14 protein-coding genes, 1 tRNA gene and 1 pseudogene are annotated in these 17260 nt (G+C 71.5%); 13 read left to right on the forward strand and 3 right to left on the reverse strand.

The genetic code is table 11. The features are described 5' to 3' along the window. Positions 1-17: 17 nt before the first annotated feature. A pseudogene (locus tag DEJ09_RS18505) lies at positions 18-362 on the forward strand (VOC family protein); the annotation flags it as partial. 26 nt (positions 363-388) lie between these two features. Here DEJ09_RS18505 and DEJ09_RS05445 read toward each other — a convergent pair. Further along, positions 389-460: transfer RNA gene (locus tag DEJ09_RS05445), tRNA-Arg, on the reverse strand. 827 nt (positions 461-1287) lie between these two features. Beyond that, the gene (locus tag DEJ09_RS05450; RefSeq protein WP_111087848.1) at positions 1288-1863 is read right to left on the reverse strand and encodes a hypothetical protein; all 576 of its coding nucleotides are present in this window, start codon (positions 1861-1863) and stop codon (positions 1288-1290) included. A 59-nt stretch (positions 1864-1922) separates the two neighbouring features. Here DEJ09_RS05450 and argS point away from each other — a divergent pair, with 59 nt between their 5' ends. The 9 genes from argS (at position 1923) to prmC (ending at position 14003) form a co-directional block, all read left to right on the forward strand. Then, the gene (argS, locus tag DEJ09_RS05455; protein ID WP_056068838.1) at positions 1923-3593 is read left to right on the forward strand and encodes an arginine--tRNA ligase; all 1671 of its coding nucleotides are present in this window, start codon (positions 1923-1925) and stop codon (positions 3591-3593) included. 159 nt (positions 3594-3752) lie between these two features. Continuing rightward, complete coding sequence (locus DEJ09_RS05460) at positions 3753-4508, forward strand: LmeA family phospholipid-binding protein (RefSeq protein WP_071404604.1); 756 nt, start codon at positions 3753-3755, stop codon at positions 4506-4508. A 58-nt stretch (positions 4509-4566) separates the two neighbouring features. Beyond that, on the forward strand, positions 4567-5988 hold the full coding sequence (gene lysA, locus DEJ09_RS05465; RefSeq protein ID WP_111087849.1) for a diaminopimelate decarboxylase: 1422 nt from the start codon (positions 4567-4569) through the stop codon (positions 5986-5988). A 65-nt stretch (positions 5989-6053) separates the two neighbouring features. Further along, the gene (locus DEJ09_RS05470) at positions 6054-7361 is read left to right on the forward strand and encodes a homoserine dehydrogenase (RefSeq protein WP_027465790.1); all 1308 of its coding nucleotides are present in this window, start codon (positions 6054-6056) and stop codon (positions 7359-7361) included. A gap of 87 nt (positions 7362-7448) precedes the next feature. Continuing rightward, positions 7449-8528 carry a threonine synthase gene (gene thrC, locus DEJ09_RS05475; protein WP_071404606.1) on the forward strand — a complete coding sequence of 360 codons (1080 nt, stop codon included), beginning with the start codon at positions 7449-7451 and terminating at the stop codon, positions 8526-8528. 32 nt (positions 8529-8560) lie between these two features. Then, the gene (gene thrB / locus DEJ09_RS05480; RefSeq protein WP_181422633.1) at positions 8561-9544 is read left to right on the forward strand and encodes a homoserine kinase; all 984 of its coding nucleotides are present in this window, start codon (positions 8561-8563) and stop codon (positions 9542-9544) included. Positions 9545-9724: 180 nt separating this feature from the next. Further along, a complete protein-coding gene (rho, locus tag DEJ09_RS05485; protein ID WP_111087850.1) occupies positions 9725-12016 on the forward strand; it encodes a transcription termination factor Rho in 2292 nt (763 codons plus the stop codon). A 3-nt stretch (positions 12017-12019) separates the two neighbouring features. After that, complete coding sequence (gene prfA / locus DEJ09_RS05490; protein WP_017885756.1) at positions 12020-13102, forward strand: peptide chain release factor 1; 1083 nt, start codon at positions 12020-12022, stop codon at positions 13100-13102. An 82-nt stretch (positions 13103-13184) separates the two neighbouring features. Continuing rightward, entirely contained in the window at positions 13185-14003 is an 819-nt protein-coding gene (prmC, locus tag DEJ09_RS05495) for a peptide chain release factor N(5)-glutamine methyltransferase (RefSeq protein WP_375537951.1), read from the forward strand. Between the two features lie 166 nt (positions 14004-14169). Here prmC and DEJ09_RS05500 read toward each other — a convergent pair whose 3' ends face one another. Further along, positions 14170-14823 (reverse strand): HAD family phosphatase, encoded by a 654-nt coding sequence (locus tag DEJ09_RS05500; RefSeq protein ID WP_139196861.1) that lies wholly within the window; start codon positions 14821-14823, stop codon positions 14170-14172. A 37-nt stretch (positions 14824-14860) separates the two neighbouring features. On the opposite strand from DEJ09_RS05500, the gene DEJ09_RS05505 reads away from it, so the two are divergent. From DEJ09_RS05505 to DEJ09_RS05515, 3 genes are read left to right on the forward strand one after another with little or no spacing between them, the layout of a single operon-like run. Beyond that, entirely contained in the window at positions 14861-15535 is a 675-nt protein-coding gene (locus DEJ09_RS05505; protein WP_027465784.1) for an L-threonylcarbamoyladenylate synthase, read from the forward strand. Next, positions 15532-16758: an MraY family glycosyltransferase gene (locus DEJ09_RS05510; RefSeq protein ID WP_027465783.1), complete on the forward strand. Its 1227-nt coding sequence runs from the start codon at positions 15532-15534 to the stop codon at positions 16756-16758. The genes DEJ09_RS05505 and DEJ09_RS05510 overlap by 4 nt, the downstream gene beginning before the upstream one ends. Then, entirely contained in the window at positions 16755-17246 is a 492-nt protein-coding gene (locus DEJ09_RS05515) for a hypothetical protein (RefSeq protein ID WP_035808335.1), read from the forward strand. The genes DEJ09_RS05510 and DEJ09_RS05515 overlap by 4 nt, the downstream gene beginning before the upstream one ends. The last annotated feature ends 14 nt before the right edge of the window (positions 17247-17260 follow it).

Here is a 17260-nt window from a genome sequence, read left to right on the forward strand (position 1 = left end):
GACGAAGGAGGACCCCCGTGCCCGACGACTCCGCAGCACCGCTCCCGATCGGCCCGGTCGGCAACGTCTTCCTGTTCGTCGACGACCTCGACGCCGCGGTCGTCTGGTACGCGGCCAGGCTCCGCCGCGAACCGGTCGTGCGTGGTGGCGCGCTCGTCGCGTTCGACATCGAGGGCGTCCGCCTCACGCTGCACCGAACCGACGAACTGAACACGCCGGGGCCGCCCGGCACGGTGCCGTACTGGACCGTGCCCGACGTCGATGCCGTCGTCGAGGACTGGGTCGCCAACGGTGCCGTCGCGCACCGGGGCCCGAAGACGGTGTTCACGGGAGAGCGGCTCTGCCAGCTGCTCGATCCCTTCGGGAACCTCTTCGGCGTACTTTCCAGTGCCCCCAGGAGGATTCGAACCTCCGCCCCTGCCTCCGGAGGGCAGTGCTCTATCCCCTGAGCTATGGGGGCCAAGGGGTGTCAACAACCGTAGCAGGTCCGGCGGGTGGTCCTGGACAGCGCGTGTCGCGCTGTGGACGTGCCGTCGGACGGCCGGGAGGCGCGGTGCGGCCCGCCACGGGCCTCCCGGCCGCACGGTGCGAGCGACGCGGTCCCGTGCGAGGTTTCGTGTCCCGTGCGGCGTTGCAGGCGCGCACCACGCACGGAAGCTCGCACCAGATGGCGGACTCGGCAACGTGCGAGCGTCGCGAGCCGGCGCGAGGTTCCGCGTCCCGTGCGGCGCTGCAAGCGCGCACCACGTGCGCAACCTCGCACCCGACGGCGGACGCGGCACGGTGCGTGGCCGCCGCCAGCCGGGAGGCGCGGTGCGGGCCCGCACCGGGCCTCCCGTCCGCACCGTGCGTCCGTCGCAATCCGGTGCGAGGTTCCGTGTCCCGTGCAGCGCTGCAAGCGCGCACCACGCGAGCAACCTCGCACCAGACGACGGACGCGGCACCGTGCGTGGCCGCCGCCGACCGGGAGGCGCGGGCCCGCCACGGGCCTCCCGGTCGCACCGTGCATCCGTCGCGATCCCGTGCGAGGTTCCGCGTTCCGTGCGGCGCTGCAAGCGCGCACCACGTGCGCAACCTCGCACCCGACGGCGGACACGGCACCGTGCGTGGCCGCCGGCGGCCGGGAGGCGCGGCGCGGGCCCGCCACGGGCCTCCCGTCCGCACGGTGCGTCCGTCGAGATCCCGTGCGACGTCCCGTGTTCCGTGCAGCGCTGCGAGCAGCGCACCACGCACGCAACCTCGCACCAGACGACGGCGGCCCCGCACCGTGCGCGGGGGCCGCGCGCGTCAGCCCGCGGGCGTCGCCGTCGCCGACCCGGACGGCTGCAGCGCAGCGCGCACCGCGTCGACGACGGGCTGCGCCCCACCCGGCTCGGTGAACAGCGTCGACTGCGCGGTGATCCAGTACGGGTCTGCGAAGGCGTCGGCGCGGCCGACGTCGCCGCTCAGGGCGAAGTAGCCCTCCACGCGGTAGGTGGGGACGGACCCGCCCCGCTCGTACAGGGCGTCCTTCAGGTTGGTGAGCGACTTCTCAGGCAGGTCGGCGACCGCGAGCGTGATCGCCGTGGCGTCCGCGTCGGTGCTGACGAACCGGCACACGCGACCCTGCTGCTTCGCGATGGTCGCGGCGGGGGAGCCCTTCGCCGGGGTGAAGGAGTCGTCGAGCTCGAAGGTCTGCCCGTACACCGACAGTGCGCTCGTCGGCAGGAGCTCCGCGCAGGTCTGCGACACCGGCTTGCCCGCCGGGGTCGCGGTGGCCGACGGGGTGCTGTCCCCGCCGCCCGAGCACCCGGCGAGCACGACGGCTGCTGCGGTGGTGAGGGTGGCGACGGTGAGCGCCCGGGCACGGCTGCGGGGGGTCATCCCGACATGATGCTGCATCGACCGGTGCGGACCTGGGCGTCCCGGTAGGATCGGTCCTCGTGACTCCTGCCGAACTCTCCGCCGCGTACCTGTCGATCCTGACCGGGATCGTCGAGCGCCGAGGCGCGTCCGAGACCGTGACGATCGAGGAGTCCCACGTGGTGCTCGAGCGTCCGAAGAACCGCGCCCACGGCGACTGGGCCTCGAACGCGGCCATGCAGCTCGCGAAGCGGCTCGGCACGAACCCGCGCGAGCTCGCGACCGAGATCGCCGGCGAGCTGACCGAGCTCGACGGCGTGGACTCCGTCGACGTCGCCGGCCCCGGCTTCATCAACATCACGCTCGAGGCGGCCGCCGCTGGCGAGATCGCGCGCACCATCGTGGACGGCGGCGAGTCCTTCGGCACCGGCGACCTGTACGACGGCGTCCGGATCAACCTGGAGTTCGTCTCCGCCAACCCCACCGGCCCGATCCACATGGGCGGCGTCCGCTGGGCCGCGGTCGGCGACAGCCTGGCCCGCGTGTTCCAGGCGCAGGGCGGCCTCGTCACCCGCGAGTACTACTTCAACGACCACGGCGCGCAGATCGACCGGTTCGCCCGCTCCCTCGTCGCCAGCGCACTCGGTGAGCCGACGCCCGAGGACGGCTACGGCGGCGCCTACATCGCCGAGATCGCCGCACGGGTCATCGCGACCCTCGAGCCGGGCATCGACGTCCGCGACCTGCCGCGCGACGAGGCGCAGGAGCTCTTCCGTCGCGAGGGCGTCGACTTCATGTTCGCGGACATCAAGTCGTCGCTGCACGACTTCGGCGTCGACTTCGACGTCTACTTCCACGAGAACGCCCTGCACGAGTCGAAGGCCGTCGAGCGTGCGATCGCCCGGCTGCGGTCGGCCGGCGTGATGTACGAGGCCGAGGGTGCCGAGTGGCTCCGCACGACCGACTTCGGCGACGACCGCGACCGCGTCGTCATCAAGTCGGACGGCGAGCCCGCGTACATCGCCGGCGACCTGGCGTACTACCTCGACAAGCGCGAGCGCGGGTTCGAGCGGAACCTGATCATGCTCGGCGCCGACCACCACGGCTACGTCGGCCGGATGATGGCGATGTGCGCCGCGTTCGGGGACGAGCCGGGCAAGAACCTCGAGATCCTGATCGGGCAGATGGTCAACCTGCTCAAGGACGGCGAGCCGATGCGCATGTCGAAGCGCAACGGCACCATCGTCACGATGGAGGACCTCGTCGACGCCGTCGGTGTCGACGCCGGCCGGTACGCCCTGGTCCGCTTCGCCAGCGACACCGCGATCGACATCGACCTCGACCTGCTCACGAAGCGCACGAACGACAACCCCGTCTTCTACGTGCAGTACGCCCACGCCCGCACGCAGTCGGTGGCCCGGAACGCCGCGGCGGCCGGGGTCGACCGGTCGGTGTTCGACGCCTCGCTGCTGACCCACGAGTCGGAGAGCGCGCTCCTCGGAGCCCTCGCCGAGTACCCGCGGGTGGTCCGGCACGCTGCCGAACTGCGCGAGCCGCACCGCATCGCGCGGTACATCGAGCAGCTGGCCGGCCTGTACCACCGCTGGTACGACTCCTGCCGTGTCACGCCCCTCGGCGACGAGCCCGTGACCGACCTGCACCGCACGCGCCTGTGGCTGAACGACGCCACCGGCCAGGTCGTCCGGAACGGCCTCGGCCTGCTCGGCGTGTCGGCGCCGTCCCGCATGTAGCGGCACTCGTTCCGCACAACACCGGTGTTCGCGCACCGAACACCCGCATTCCGCGGTGTCGAGCGCGAACACCGGTGTTTTGCATCCCGGCAGTCGCCGCGCCGGACGCGCACCGGGCCTCCAGGCAGGCTGCCGGGACCGGCTGGCAGGGTAGGACGCATGCCCGCAGCCACCGAACGCCCCACCACGCGCCGCCGCTGGCCCGTCGTCCTGCTCGTGGTCGTCGTCGTGCTCGCCGCCCTCGTCGTGATCGCCGAGTTCGTGCTGCGCGGCGTCGTCGACCGGATCATCGCCCAGCAGGTCGAGCAGTCGCTGCCGGACGGCACGACCGGCGAGGTCGACGCCCACGCCGAGGGCATCGTCATCCCGCAGCTCATCAGCGGCACCCTCGACCGCGTCGAGATCTCCTCGGCGAAGCTCACGGTCGACGGCATCCCGCTCGCCGCCGACGTCACCGCACAGGACGTCCCGGTGGACGGCAAGGGCGACGTCCGCGACGTCGACGGCACGGTCACCCTGGCGTCGTCGAGCGTCAAGGACCTGGCGAAGTACAGCCCGCTGTTCGACCGGCTGAACCTGGTCGACGGCGGCGTCGAACTGACGGGGTCGTCATCGGTGCTCGGCTACGACATCACCTACGCGGCGAAGGGTGCCGTCGTCGCGCAGGACGACGGCCGTGGCATCTCGATCACCCCGGAGAGTGTCCGGATCACGAACTCCGACCTCGGCCTGAAGGTCGACTCGATCCCGGGCGTCACCGGCGTCCCGGTGCAGGTCTGCACCGCGCAGTTCCTGCCCGAGGCGCTGCGGGTGCGTTCGCTCGACGTGTCGAAGTCGGACGCGACGGTCCGGATCACCGCGGACGCGCTGCCGCTCAACGAGGACGGCCTGCGGACGGTCGGCAGCTGCGGGTGAGCGGACAGGTGCGTAACGCGGCCTGGAGGAACGGCTCACGTCGGTAGGATCGGGTCCCGTGAGCGAGAACCCCCTTGCACCGCCGCGGCTGCGGTTCCCGACGGACGCCTCCGAACTGGTGGACCGCATCTGGCCCGCGTCTGCGACGCGGACCGACGACGGCACCCTGGCGATCGGCGGCATCAGCGCGACGGACCTGGTCGCGCAGTTCGGCACGCCCCTCTACGTCGTCGACGAGCGTGACGTCCAGTCCCGCGCCGTCCGTGTGCGGAACGCGTTCGCCGAGGCGTTCGAGCGCATCGGCAGCCACGCGCACGTCTACTACGCCGGCAAGGCCTTCCTGACGACGCAGGTCGTCGCGTGGATGGCCGAGGCCGACCTGCGCGTGGACGTCTGCACCGCCGGTGAGCTCGCGGTCGCCCTGGCCGGCGGCATCGACCCCGGCCGGCTCGGCTTCCACGGCAACGACAAGTCCGACGCCGAGATCGCCCGCGCGGTCGAGGTCGGCATCGGCACGATCGTGCTCGACAGCCACGAAGAGGTGCAGCGCGTCGCCCGTGCCGCCGCCGACGCTGGGGTCGTGCAGCGTGTGCGCATCCGGATCAACACCGGTGTGCACGCGTCCACCCACGAGTACCTGGCGACCGCCCGCGAGGACCAGAAGTTCGGCATCCCGCTGTCCGAGGCCGTCGAGGCCGCGGCAGCCGTCCGCGCCGAGCCCTCGCTCGCCTTCGTCGGGCTGCACTCGCACATCGGCTCGCAGATCTTCGACGACGCCGGCTTCCGCGAGGCCGCACGTCGACTCATGGACGTGCACGCGACGCTCGTGGCCTCCGGTCCGGTACCCGAGCTGAACCTCGGCGGCGGCTGGGGCATCGACTACACGGAGGCCGACTCGGCCTTCGCTCCCGAGGACGTCGCCGACGCACTGGCCACGATCATCGGCGAGGCCTGCGCCGAGCGCGGCATCCCGGTGCCGGACATCGCCGTCGAGCCGGGCCGCTACATCATCGGCCCGCCCGGGGTGACGCTCTACCGCGTCGGCACGATCAAGCCGGTCACGCTCGAGACCGACGACGGCGGCAGCGCGACCCGCACGTACGTCTCGGTCGACGGCGGGATGAGCGACAACATCCGTCCCGCCCTGTACGGCGCCGACTACACGGCCCGGCTCGCCCGCACCTCGGACGCACCAGCGGTGCTGAGCCGCGTCGTCGGCAAGCACTGCGAGAGCGGTGACGTCGTGGTGAACGACGAGTACCTGCCCGGCGACGTGCAGCGCGGTGACCTGCTCGCCGTCGCGGCCACCGGGGCCTACTGCTGGGCGCTGTCGAGCAACTACAACCACGTGGGCCGCCCGCCGGTCGTCGCCGTCGCGGACGGCACAGCCCGTATCCTCGTGCGGGGCGAGACGATCGACGACCTCCTCGCCCGTGACACCGGGGTCGCCGCCGTGCCCGCCGACGGCACCGACCGCTGACCCCCGACCCGACCGGGTCCGCCCACCCCGCAGGGCGCACCCCCACCGACAGGAACCGCTACCAGATGATCGAATACCGCAACGTCCGTGTCGCGCTGCTCGGGGCCGGCTCGGTCGGTTCCCAGGTCGCGCGACTGCTCCTCGAGCACGGCGACGAGCTGGCCTCGCGCGCCGGTGCCGGGCTGGAGCTGGTCGGGATCGCCGTGCGCGACGTGGACGCCCAGCGCGACGTCGACCTGCCGGCGGAGCTCTTCACCACGGACGCGGCATCGCTCATCCTCGGCGCGGACATCGTCGTCGAGCTCATCGGCGGCATCGAGCCGGCGCGCACCCTCGTGCTCCAGGCCCTGCAGTCGGGCGCGGACGTCGTCACCGGCAACAAGGCGCTGCTCGCGACCCACGGCCCGGAGCTCTTCGCCGCGGCCGAGCAGGTCGGCGCGCAGCTCTACTACGAGGCCGCCGTGGCCGGGGCGATCCCGATCATCCGTCCGCTGCACGACTCGCTCGCCGGTGACCGCATCGTCCGGATCATGGGCATCGTCAACGGCACCACGAACTTCATCCTCGACCTGATGGACCGCAAGGGTTCCACGTTCGAGGACGCCCTGGCCACCGCGACGGAGCTGGGCTACGCCGAGGCCGACCCGACCGCCGACGTCGAGGGCTACGACGCCGCGCAGAAGGCAGCGATCCTGGCCTCGCTGGCGTTCCACACCTCGGTGCCGCTCGCCGCCGTGCACCGCGAGGGCATCACCCACGTCACGATCGACCAGGTCCGCGCCGCCCGCAAGGCCGGCTACGTCGTGAAGATCCTGGCGACCGCCGAGCGGCTCACCGACGAGGACGGCCGCGAGGGCGTCAGCGCCCGCGTCTACCCGGCCCTCGTGCCCGAGTCGCACCCGCTCGCGAGCGTCCACGGTGCGAAGAACGCCGTGTTCGTCGAGGCCGAGGCCGCCGGCGACCTGATGTTCTACGGCGCGGGTGCCGGTGGTGTCGAGACGGCCTCGGCGGTCCTCGGCGACCTGGTCTCCGCGGCCCGTCGGCACGTCATCGGCGGCCCGGGTGTCGCCGAGTCGACGCAGTCCGAGCTGCCGGTGTTCCCGATCGGCACCGTCCGCACGAGCTACCAGATCACCCTGCACGTCACGGACGCCCCCGGCGTGCTGTCGACGGTCGCCGGCGTGCTGGCGAAGCACGGCGTCAGCGTCGAGACGGTCGAACAGACCACCACCGGCGCAGCCGAGGGGACCGCGACGCTCGTCATCGGCACCCACCTGGCGCGCGAGGCCGACCTGGCGGACACCGTCGTCGCCCTCCGCGGCGAGGACGTCGTCCTGGACGTCACCAGCGTCCTGCGCGTCGTCGGTCGCTGACGCGACCACGGGCCTCCAGGCCGACCAGCCGGCCCACCGAGCCGCACCACCACCAGATCCACCCCACCGGACAGAGAGAGAAGCCTGATGGCCCACCAGTGGCAGGGAGTCCTGCGCGAGTACGCCGACCGACTCGACGTGACCGAGGCGACGCCCATCGTCACGCTCGGTGAGGGCGGCACGCCGCTCATCCCGGCTCGTCGGCTCTCCGAGCGCACCGGCGCCGAGGTCTACGTGAAGTTCGAGGGCATGAACCCGACGGGTTCGTTCAAGGACCGCGGCATGACGATGGCGATCTCGAAGGCCGTCGAGCACGGCGCGAAGGCCGTCATCTGCGCCTCGACCGGCAACACCAGCGCCTCGGCCGCCGCGTACGCCACGCACGCCGGCATCACCGCCGCGGTGCTCGTGCCCGAGGGCAAGATCGCCATGGGCAAGCTCAGCCAGGCCGTCGCCCACGACGCCCAGCTGCTGCAGGTGCAGGGCAACTTCGACGACTGCCTCGACATCGCCCGCGACCTGGCGGCGAACTACCCGGTGCACCTCGTCAACTCCGTCAACAACGACCGCATCGAGGGGCAGAAGACCGCCGCGTTCGAGGTCGTCGACGTCCTCGGTGACGCACCGGACTTCCACTTCCTGCCCGTCGGCAACGCGGGCAACTACACCGCGTACTCGCGCGGCTACCGCGAGGACGTCGCCGCCGGCCGCAGCACCAAGCTGCCCCGCATGTTCGGGTTCCAGGCCGCGGGTTCCGCCCCGATCGTGCACGGCGAGGTCGTCCGGCACCCCGACACGATCGCGTCGGCGATCCGCATCGGCAACCCGGCCTCGTGGCAGTTCGCGCTCGAGGCGCGGGAGGAGACCGACGGCTACTTCGGTGCCATCACCGACGAGGCAATCCTCGCGGCACACCGCATCCTGTCGGCCGAGGTCGGCGTCTTCGTCGAGCCCGCATCGGCCATCGGTGTCGCCGGGCTCCTCGAGCGTGCCGACGCCGGTGTCGTGCCGAAGGGCGCGAAGGTCGTCATCACGGTCACGGGCCACGGCCTGAAGGACCCGCAGTGGGCGCTCCGCACGCCGGACGGCGGCGAGGTCACCCCGACGAGCGTGCCGGTCGACACGAAGTCGATCGCCGACGTGCTCGGTCTGGTCAGCGAGCAGTGATCTCCGACCGCTCGTCCGGACCGGGAGAGGGCATGACCGCCCGCAGTGCTGTACCGGCCGGACGGGCGGTCCGTGCGCTGCCGACCGGATCGGCGGTCCGCGTCCGGGTGCCGGCAACGTCGGCGAACCTCGGCCCCGGCTTCGACTCGCTCGGCCTCGCGCTCTCGCTCTACGACGAGGTCGTGGTGCGTGTCCGCTCCGAACCCGGCGCGACCGTCACGGTCGAGGGCGTCGGTGCCGGTGAGGTCGCCACGGACGACACGAACCTCGTCGTCCGTGCGGTCCGCCGTGGCCTGGAGCACGCCGGTGTCGACCAGCCCGGTCTCGAGCTGCACGCCACGAACGCGATCCCGCACGGCCGCGGTCTCGGATCCTCCGCCGCGGCGATCGTCGCCGGGCTGATGGCGGCCCGTGGTCTGCTCGAGGGCGTCGTCGACCTGGACGCCTCAACGCTCCTGACCCTGGCCACCGAGATGGAGGGCCACCCGGACAACGTCGCGCCGGCGCTCTTCGGCGGCCTGACGATCGCGTGGATGACCGCCGAGGGCCCGGCCTACAAGCGGCTCCTGGTGCACCGCGGAGTCGCCCCGGTGGTGTTCGTGCCGACCTCGACGCTCTCGACCAAGCTCGCGCGCTCCCTGCAGCCCGAGCAGGTCCCGCACGCCGACGCCGCGTTCAACGTCTCCCGCTCGGCGCTGCTCGTGGCGGCGCTCATCCAGAGCCCCGAGCTGCTGCTCGCCGCGACCGAGGACCGGCTGCACCAGGCGTACCGCGCCAGCGCCATGCCCGAGACCGACGCCCTGATCCGGTTGCTCCGACAGCACGGCCTCGCCGCGGTGGTCTCCGGTGCCGGGCCGAGCCTGCTCGTCCTCGGCAGCGACCCGGCACAGCGCCTGACCGCCGCCGAACTGGTGCAGCGACACGCCGAATCCGACTGGCGGCCGCTCATGCTGGCCGTCGATCTCGGTGGTGCTACAGTGGCAGCGCACTCGGCGCTCGAAGCCGAACCCGCGTAACCGTACGGATCGCTCGTCCTCAGGACAGCTCCTACGACGTCGCAGGGTCCGGTGCGCGAGTGTGCATCTCTTTCTGATCACCGAATCCCGATCCGTCGTCTGAACGGCGGTCGACGCTCACCCTGCATCCGGGACGGTGGAAACTCTCCGCGTTCTGCGGTTCGAAAGGAAACACCGACCTTGACCGACAACAACTCCGCCCAGGTGGAGATCCCCAGCGACCTGCGTGCCCTCCGTCTCCCGGAGCTCCAGCGCATCGCCTCCTCGCTCGGCATCACCGGGCTCTCCAAGCTCCGCAAGGGCGACCTGATCGCCTCCATCGAGGACAAGCGTCCCGTCGACGAGACGCCGGCGGCCCCTGCCGCCGCCGTCGTCGCCGAGACCCCCGCCGAGCCGGCCGCCACCGAGCAGCCGACCCTGCCGGAGCCCGCCGAGACCCCCGCGCAGCCCGCTGCCGAGGCACCCGTCGCCGACCCCGAGGCACCCGCCGAGTCGGCCGCCCCGAGCCGTGCCCGTCGTTCGCGCCGCGCATCGTCCGGCGGCACCGTGAACGCCGCGCCGACCTCGGCCGCCGAGCACACCAACCACGGCCAGACCGGCACCGAGGACCTCCTCGCCGGGCTCGACCAGGTCCGCGCCGAGAAGGACGCCCAGGAAGCCGCGCAGTCCGGCTCCCAGCGCCGTGGCCGTGGCCAGCGGAACACCGAGCAGCGTGGCGCCGACCAGCGCGGCACCGAGCAGCGCGCCGCCGACCAGGGCCAGCAGGCGTCGGCACCCGCCGAGGCCGAGCAGCCGAGCCAGGCGGGCCAGCAGGGCCAGCAGGCTCCGACGTCCGCCGTGCAGGCCGACCAGGACCAGAACGAGTCCGGCGACCAGAACGACCAGGGCGACCAGAACTCCGAGCAGGGCGAGGGCGGCTCGCGTCGCGGTCGTCGCAGCCGTGGTCGTGGTCGTGGCCGTGGCCAGAACGCCGAGAACGGCGAGCAGCAAAACGGCGCCGAGCAGCAGAACGGCGGCCAGAACGGCGGCCAGAACGCCGGCCAGCAGAAGCAGAACGGCGCCGAGCAGCAGAACGGCGGCCAGAAGCAGAACGACCAGCCGAAGCAGGCCGAGGCCAAGCAGGACGACAAGGCCGACCAGAAGCAGCAGCAGAACGCCGGTCAGCAGAAGCAGCAGACCAGCGGCCAGCAGAAGCAGCAGCAGCAACAGCACGCCGACGAGGCCGAGAGCGGCCGCAGCCGTCGCCAGCGCGACCGCAAGCGCGGCCGTGGCGGCCAGAACGACGACTTCGAGCCCGAGGTCACCGAGGACGACGTCCTGATCCCGATCGCGGGCATCCTCGACGTCCTCGACAACTACGCGTTCGTCCGCACCACCGGGTACCTGCCGGGCCCGAGCGACGTCTACGTCTCCCTCGGCCAGGTGAAGAAGTACCACCTGCGCAAGGGCGACGCCGTCGTCGGTTCGATCAAGCAGCCGCGTGACGGCGAGCAGCAGAGCCGCCAGAAGTACAACGCGCTCGTGGCCGTCGAGTCGATCAACGGCCAGTCCGCCGACGAGGCCGCGGCCCGCGTCGACTTCAACGACCTCACCCCGTTGTACCCGAACGAGCGCCTGCGCCTCGAGACGGAGCCGGGCAAGCTGTCGACCCGCATCATCGACCTCGTGTCGCCGATCGGCAAGGGCCAGCGCGGTCTCATCGTGTCCCCGCCGAAGGCCGGCAAGACCGTCGTGCTGCAGGCCATCGCGAACGCCGTCGCCAAGAACAACCCCGAGGCGCACCTGATGGTCGTCCTCGTCGACGAGCGGCCCGAAGAGGTCACCGACATGCAGCGCACGGTGAAGGGCGAGGTCATCGCCTCGACCTTCGACCGTCCCGCCGAGGACCACACCACCGTCGCCGAGCTCGCCATCGAGCGTGCGAAGCGCCTGGTGGAGCTGGGCCACGACGTCGTGCTGCTGCTCGACTCGATCACCCGCCTGGGCCGTGCGTACAACCTGTCGACCCCGCCGTCGGGCCGCGTGCTCTCCGGTGGCGTCGACTCGGCGGCGCTCTACCCGCCGAAGCGCTTCTTCGGCGCCGCGCGCAACATCGAGGACGGCGGCTCGCTGACCATCCTCGCGACCGCGCTCGTCGAGACCGGCTCCAAGATGGACGAGGTCATCTTCGAGGAGTTCAAGGGCACCGGCAACATGGAGCTCCGCCTGAACCGGCACCTCGCCGACAAGCGGATCTTCCCCGCCGTCGACGTGAACGCCTCTGGTACCCGTCGCGAGGAGCAGCTGCTCTCCGCCGACGAGGTCAAGATCACCTGGCGTCTGCGCCGGGCCCTCGCCGGGCTCGACCCGCAGCAGGCCCTCGAGATCGTGCTGCGGAACCTCAAGGAGACGCAGTCGAACGTCGAGTTCCTGGTCCAGGTGCAGAAGTCGGTCCCCTCGACCGGCGCCCACCACAACGGCCACCAGGAGTAACGCGTGTTCGAGTCGGTAGCGGGGCTGCTGGCGGAACACGAGGACCTGACACAGCAGCTGTCGGACCCCGCGCTCCACGCCGATGCGGCCCGGGCGAAGAAGGTGAACCGGCGGTACGCCGAGCTCAACCAGATCAAGTCCGCGTACGAGGCCTGGCAGGCGGCGGGGGACGACCTCGCCGCCGCCCAGGAACTCGCCCGTGAAGACGCAGCGTTCGCGGACGAGGTCCCCGGGCTCGAGGAGCAGCTGTCGGAGCGCCAGGAGCGTCTCCGCCGGCTGCTCATCCCGCGCGACCCCGACGACGGCCGTGACGTCATCATGGAGATCAAGGGCGGCGAGGGCGGCGAGGAATCGGCGCTGTTCGCGGCCGACCTCCTGCGCATGTACTCGCACTACGCCGAGACCAAGGGCTGGAAGGTCGAGCTCCTCGAGCGCACCGAGTCCGACCTGGGTGGCTACAAGGACGTCCAGGTCGCGATCAAGTCGAACACGACCGATCCGTCCCAGGGCGTCTGGGCGCACCTGAAGTACGAGGGCGGTGTGCACCGCGTCCAGCGTGTGCCGCAGACCGAGTCGCAGGGGCGCATCCACACCTCGACCACCGGCGTGCTGGTGTTCCCCGAGGTGGACGAGCCCGAAGAGGTCCAGATCAACCAGAACGACCTCAAGATCGACGTCTACCGGTCCTCCGGCCCGGGCGGGCAGTCCGTCAACACGACGGACTCCGCGGTCCGCATCACCCACCTTCCCACGGGCATCACGGTGGCGATGCAGAACGAGAAGTCGCAGCTGCAGAACCGCGAGGCCGGCATGCGCGTGCTCCGCGCACGCATCCTCGCGCGCCAGCAGGAGGAGCTCGACGCGATCGCCTCGGACGCGCGCAAGTCGCAGATCCGCGGGATGGACCGTTCGGAGCGCATCCGCACGTACAACTTCCCGGAGAACCGGATCGCGGACCACCGCACCGGCTACAAGGCGTACGACCTCGACCGCGTGATGAACGGTGCCCTCGAGCCCGTCATCCAGTCCGCCATCCAGGCGGACGAAGAGGCACGTCTGGCCGCCATCGGCGACCAGGACGCGTAAGCGCACACCCAGCCTGGAGGCCCGGATCACCGCCGACACGCCCCTCACGTACGCCGCGGATCGCCTGCTCGAGCAGGCGACCGTGGCGCTCGTCGCCGTCGGCGTGCCGACGCCCCGGGTCGACGCGGAGCTGCTGCTCGCGTGGGCGACCGACACCTCGCGCGGAGCTGTCCAAGCCCGTGCGCTGATCGGCGGCGGCATCGCCCCGGAGCACGTCGAGCGCTTCCGGCACGCCGTCGCCCGTCGGGCCACCCGTGAGCCGCTGCAGCACATCACCGGGCAGGCGTACTTCCGTGCGCTCACCCTGGCCGTCGGACCGGGCGTGTTCGTGCCCCGTCCGGAGACCGAGGGCGTCGTGCAGTTCGGCATCGACGCGCTGCGGGCGACCGCGGTCCCCGAGCCGATCGCCGTGGACCTGGGCTCCGGCAGCGGTGCGATCGCGATCGCGATGGACACCGAGGTGCCGAACGCCGTGGTCTACGCCGTCGAGCGGTCGGCCGAGGCCCTGCCCTGGACCCGGCGGAACGTCGACGCCCACGGTGGCACGGTCCGGCTCGTCGAGGGCGACCTCGCCGACGCACTGCCGGAACTCGACGGCACCGTGTCCGTCGTCGTGTCGAACCCGCCGTACGTGCCGGACGACGCGATCCCGATCGACCCCGAGGTCCGCGACCACGACCCGGCGATGGCCCTCTACGGCGGGCCGGACGGCCTCGACGCCGTCCGGGCTCTCGCCGAGACGGCCTGGCGGTTACTGGTGCCCGGGGGAGTCCTGGTCATCGAGCACGCCGAGCCGCAGGGCGCCGGCGTCCGGGAGGTCCTGGCGCGCCGGGGGTTCCGCACCCCGGAGACGCACGTCGACCTGACGGGGCGCGACCGCACGACCACCGCGACGCGCTAGCCGGAGCCGAGCCGCGCCTCCAGGCCGGTGCCGCGTGGATCCGGGCGTGCCGGGTGGATTCGGGCGTACCTGGTGGGATCGGGCGTACCGGGTCGTTCGGAATGACCAGGTATGCCCGTTCTTGCTTTCCGGCACGACCGCGATGGGAAGGAACGGGCGTGGCGGGCTACGCGACGGGGGAGGCCTCGCGCTGCTGCGCCGCGACGAAGGCGCGGACGTGCTCCCGCAGGTCGGTGTCGTGCTCGACCAGGACCGCGTGGATGCCGACGCTGCGCGCACCTGCGATGTTCTCGGGCATGTCGTCGGCGAAGAAGGTGCGTTCCGCGGGGACCCCGTGGTGGGCGATCGCGCGCTGGAAGACCTCGGGCTCGGGCTTCCGGGCGCCGAAGTTGCTCGAGGTGTCCAGGTGCTCGCCGAAGACCTCGGGCAGGGACGGCGCCCACTCGTGGATCCAGCGGCCGGCGAGCGGACCGTTGTTGGTGAGCAGCCCGACACGCCCGTGCTCGCTCGCGATCCGGACCGCCTCGATGCGTTCCGGCAGCTCGGTCATGGCGGATCCGCGGATCCGGGCCCAGTCGGCCTCGGGGACGTCGCACTCCATCGCGCGCTCGAACGCGGCGAGGTACTCGTCGCCGTCGGCGAACCCACCGGCCTCGGCACGCATCTCGTGACCGCAGTCCCACCAGCGGCGACGGAGCTCCTGGAACTCGTGTCCGGTGAACTCGGAGAGTGCGGCCATGCGCACCTGCCAGTCGTACCGGACCAGGACGTCGTCCATGTCGAAGAGGAACAGGAGCGGGGGTGCGGGCGTCTCGTTCACGATGTCCACCATTGTGTCGCACTATCATCGTCGAGTCATGGCATCCCGATACGACTGCACCGACTCCGACGGGCTCCTGACCGGGATGCGGCTCGCACGTGCCGCCCTCGGACGCGGAGAGCTCGTCGTGGTCCCCACCGACACCGTCTACGGCCTCGCCGCGGACGCCTTCAGCGCGACGGCCGTGCAGCGGCTGCTCGACGCGAAGGGCCGCACGCGGCAGTCGCCGCCGCCCGTGCTCATCCCCGGTCCGCCCACGCTCGACGCCCTCGCCAGCGAGGTCCCGCAGCCGGTGCGCGACCTGGTGGCGGAGTTCTGGCCGGGCGGGCTGACCGTCATCCTGCACGCACAGCCGTCGCTCGACTGGGACCTCGGCGAGACACGCGGCACGGTCGCACTGCGGATGCCGGACTCGCGGATCGCCCTCGAGCTCCTGCAGGAGGTCGGGCCCCTCGCGGTCTCGTCCGCGAACTCCACGGGCGACCCGGCCGCGATGGACGTCGACGCCGCCGAACGGATGCTCGGTGACAGCGTCGCGATCTACCTGGACGGCGGACCCGTCGAGGTGCACGACGGCTTCGAGGCCAGCACCGGCTCGACCATCGTCGACGCCACCGGGCTGTCGGACGGCGGGAAGCTCCGCATCGTCCGGCACGGGGTGATCCCCGACGAGGAGATCATCCGGGTCGTCGGAGCCGACCTCGTCACATGAAGTACTACCTGCTCGCCGGGGCCATCGCCGCGGTCGTGAGCTTCGTGATGAGCCTGATCGTCTGGAAGCTCGGGCTGAAGTACAAGTGGTACCCGCAGGTCCGCGAGCGGGACGTGCACCGCACCCCGACGCCGCGGCTCGGTGGCATCGCGATGTACATCGGCGTCATCGTCTCGCTGCTCGCGGCCTGGTTCCTGTTCCCGTCGATCGCGGGGACCGACTACTTCCGGCTCGTGTTCTCCGAACCGGGTCGCGTGCTCGCGGTGCTCGGGGGAGCGACCATCATCGTGGTCCTCGGTGTCGCGGACGACATCTGGGACCTCGACTGGATGACGAAGCTCGCCGGGCAGATCATCGCGGCGGGCATCCTCGCCTGGCAGGGCGTCGCGATCGTCTCGCTGCCCATCGGCAACACGCTGGGCGTCGGCTCGTCGTACATGAGCCTGATCTTCACCGTGCTGGCGGTGGTGCTCGTGATGAACGCGGTGAACTTCATCGACGGGCTCGACGGCCTGGTGGCCGGCGTCGCGATCATCGCCGGCGGGGTCTTCTTCCTCTACACGTTCTTCATCAACCGCGTGGTCGTCCAGACCGAGTTCTTCTTCAACCTGCCCTCGCTGCTCACCGCAGTGCTCGTCGGGGCCTGCTTCGGCTTCCTCATCCTGAACTGGCACCCCGCCAAGCTCTTCATGGGCGACGCCGGTGCGCTGCTCGTCGGGTTCCTGATGGCCACGAGCGCGGTCTCGGTCACGGGCAACATCGACCCGGCGGCGGTGCAGACACGCCAGGCGCTGCTGCCGGCGTTCATCCCGATCCTGCTGCCGTTCGCGATCCTGATCGTCCCGATCCTGGACTTCGGTCTCGCGGTCACCCGACGGCTCAGCGCGGGCAAGTCGCCGTTCTCGGCCGACCGGAAGCACCTGCACCACCGCCTGCTCGACATGGGGCACTCGCACTTCCACGCGGTGCTGATCTTCTACGCGTGGACCGCGACCGTCGCCTTCGGGTGCCTGCTGTTCCTCTTCGTGGACTGGTACTGGGTCGTCGTCTTCGTGTCCGTCGGCTTCACCGTCTGCGCCGTCGCGACCTTCGCGCCGCTCGGCCGGAAACGCACCGAGATCGCCGCCCAGACCGCCAACCGCTCCGCCGCCGTGGTGGACGCCAGCCTCGACCCGCTCGACCGGGCCGCCAACGACCGCACGATCCCTGGAGACATCACGTGACCGCACCGAACGCGCTCGACCACGTCCGGCCGGTGTTCCGCCGCATCATCACCTGGGGAGCGGTCCTCGCCGTCGCCCTCGCGGTGGTCGGCGGGCTCATCGGGTTCCTCGTCGCGGACGGCCCGGGGCTGGTCGGGGGACTGCTCGGCGCCGTGCTGAGCGTCGTGTTCCTCGGGCTCACCGCGGTCAGTGTCCTCGTCGCGCTGCGCGTCTCGAAGGGCCAGATGATCTCCGGTGCCTTCTTCGGCATCGTGATGGGCACCTGGCTGCTCAAGTTCATCGTCTTCATCGTGCTGCTGGTCCTGCTCAAGGACCGCGACTGGGTCGACTTCCCGGTCCTGGCGATCGTGATCATCGCGGGGGTCGTCGGCTCCCTGGTGATCGACGTCGTCGCCGTCGCGAAGGCCCGCATCCCGATCGGCGTCCGGCTGCCGGGCGACGGCCTCGACGACTCCGCGGACGCTGGGAACCCGACCCCCCGCGTCTGAGAAGCCGGGAAGCC

The sequence above is a fragment of the Curtobacterium sp. MCLR17_055 genome (genome assembly GCF_003234305.1).
Lineage (GTDB): Bacteria > Actinomycetota > Actinomycetes > Actinomycetales > Microbacteriaceae > Curtobacterium > Curtobacterium flaccumfaciens.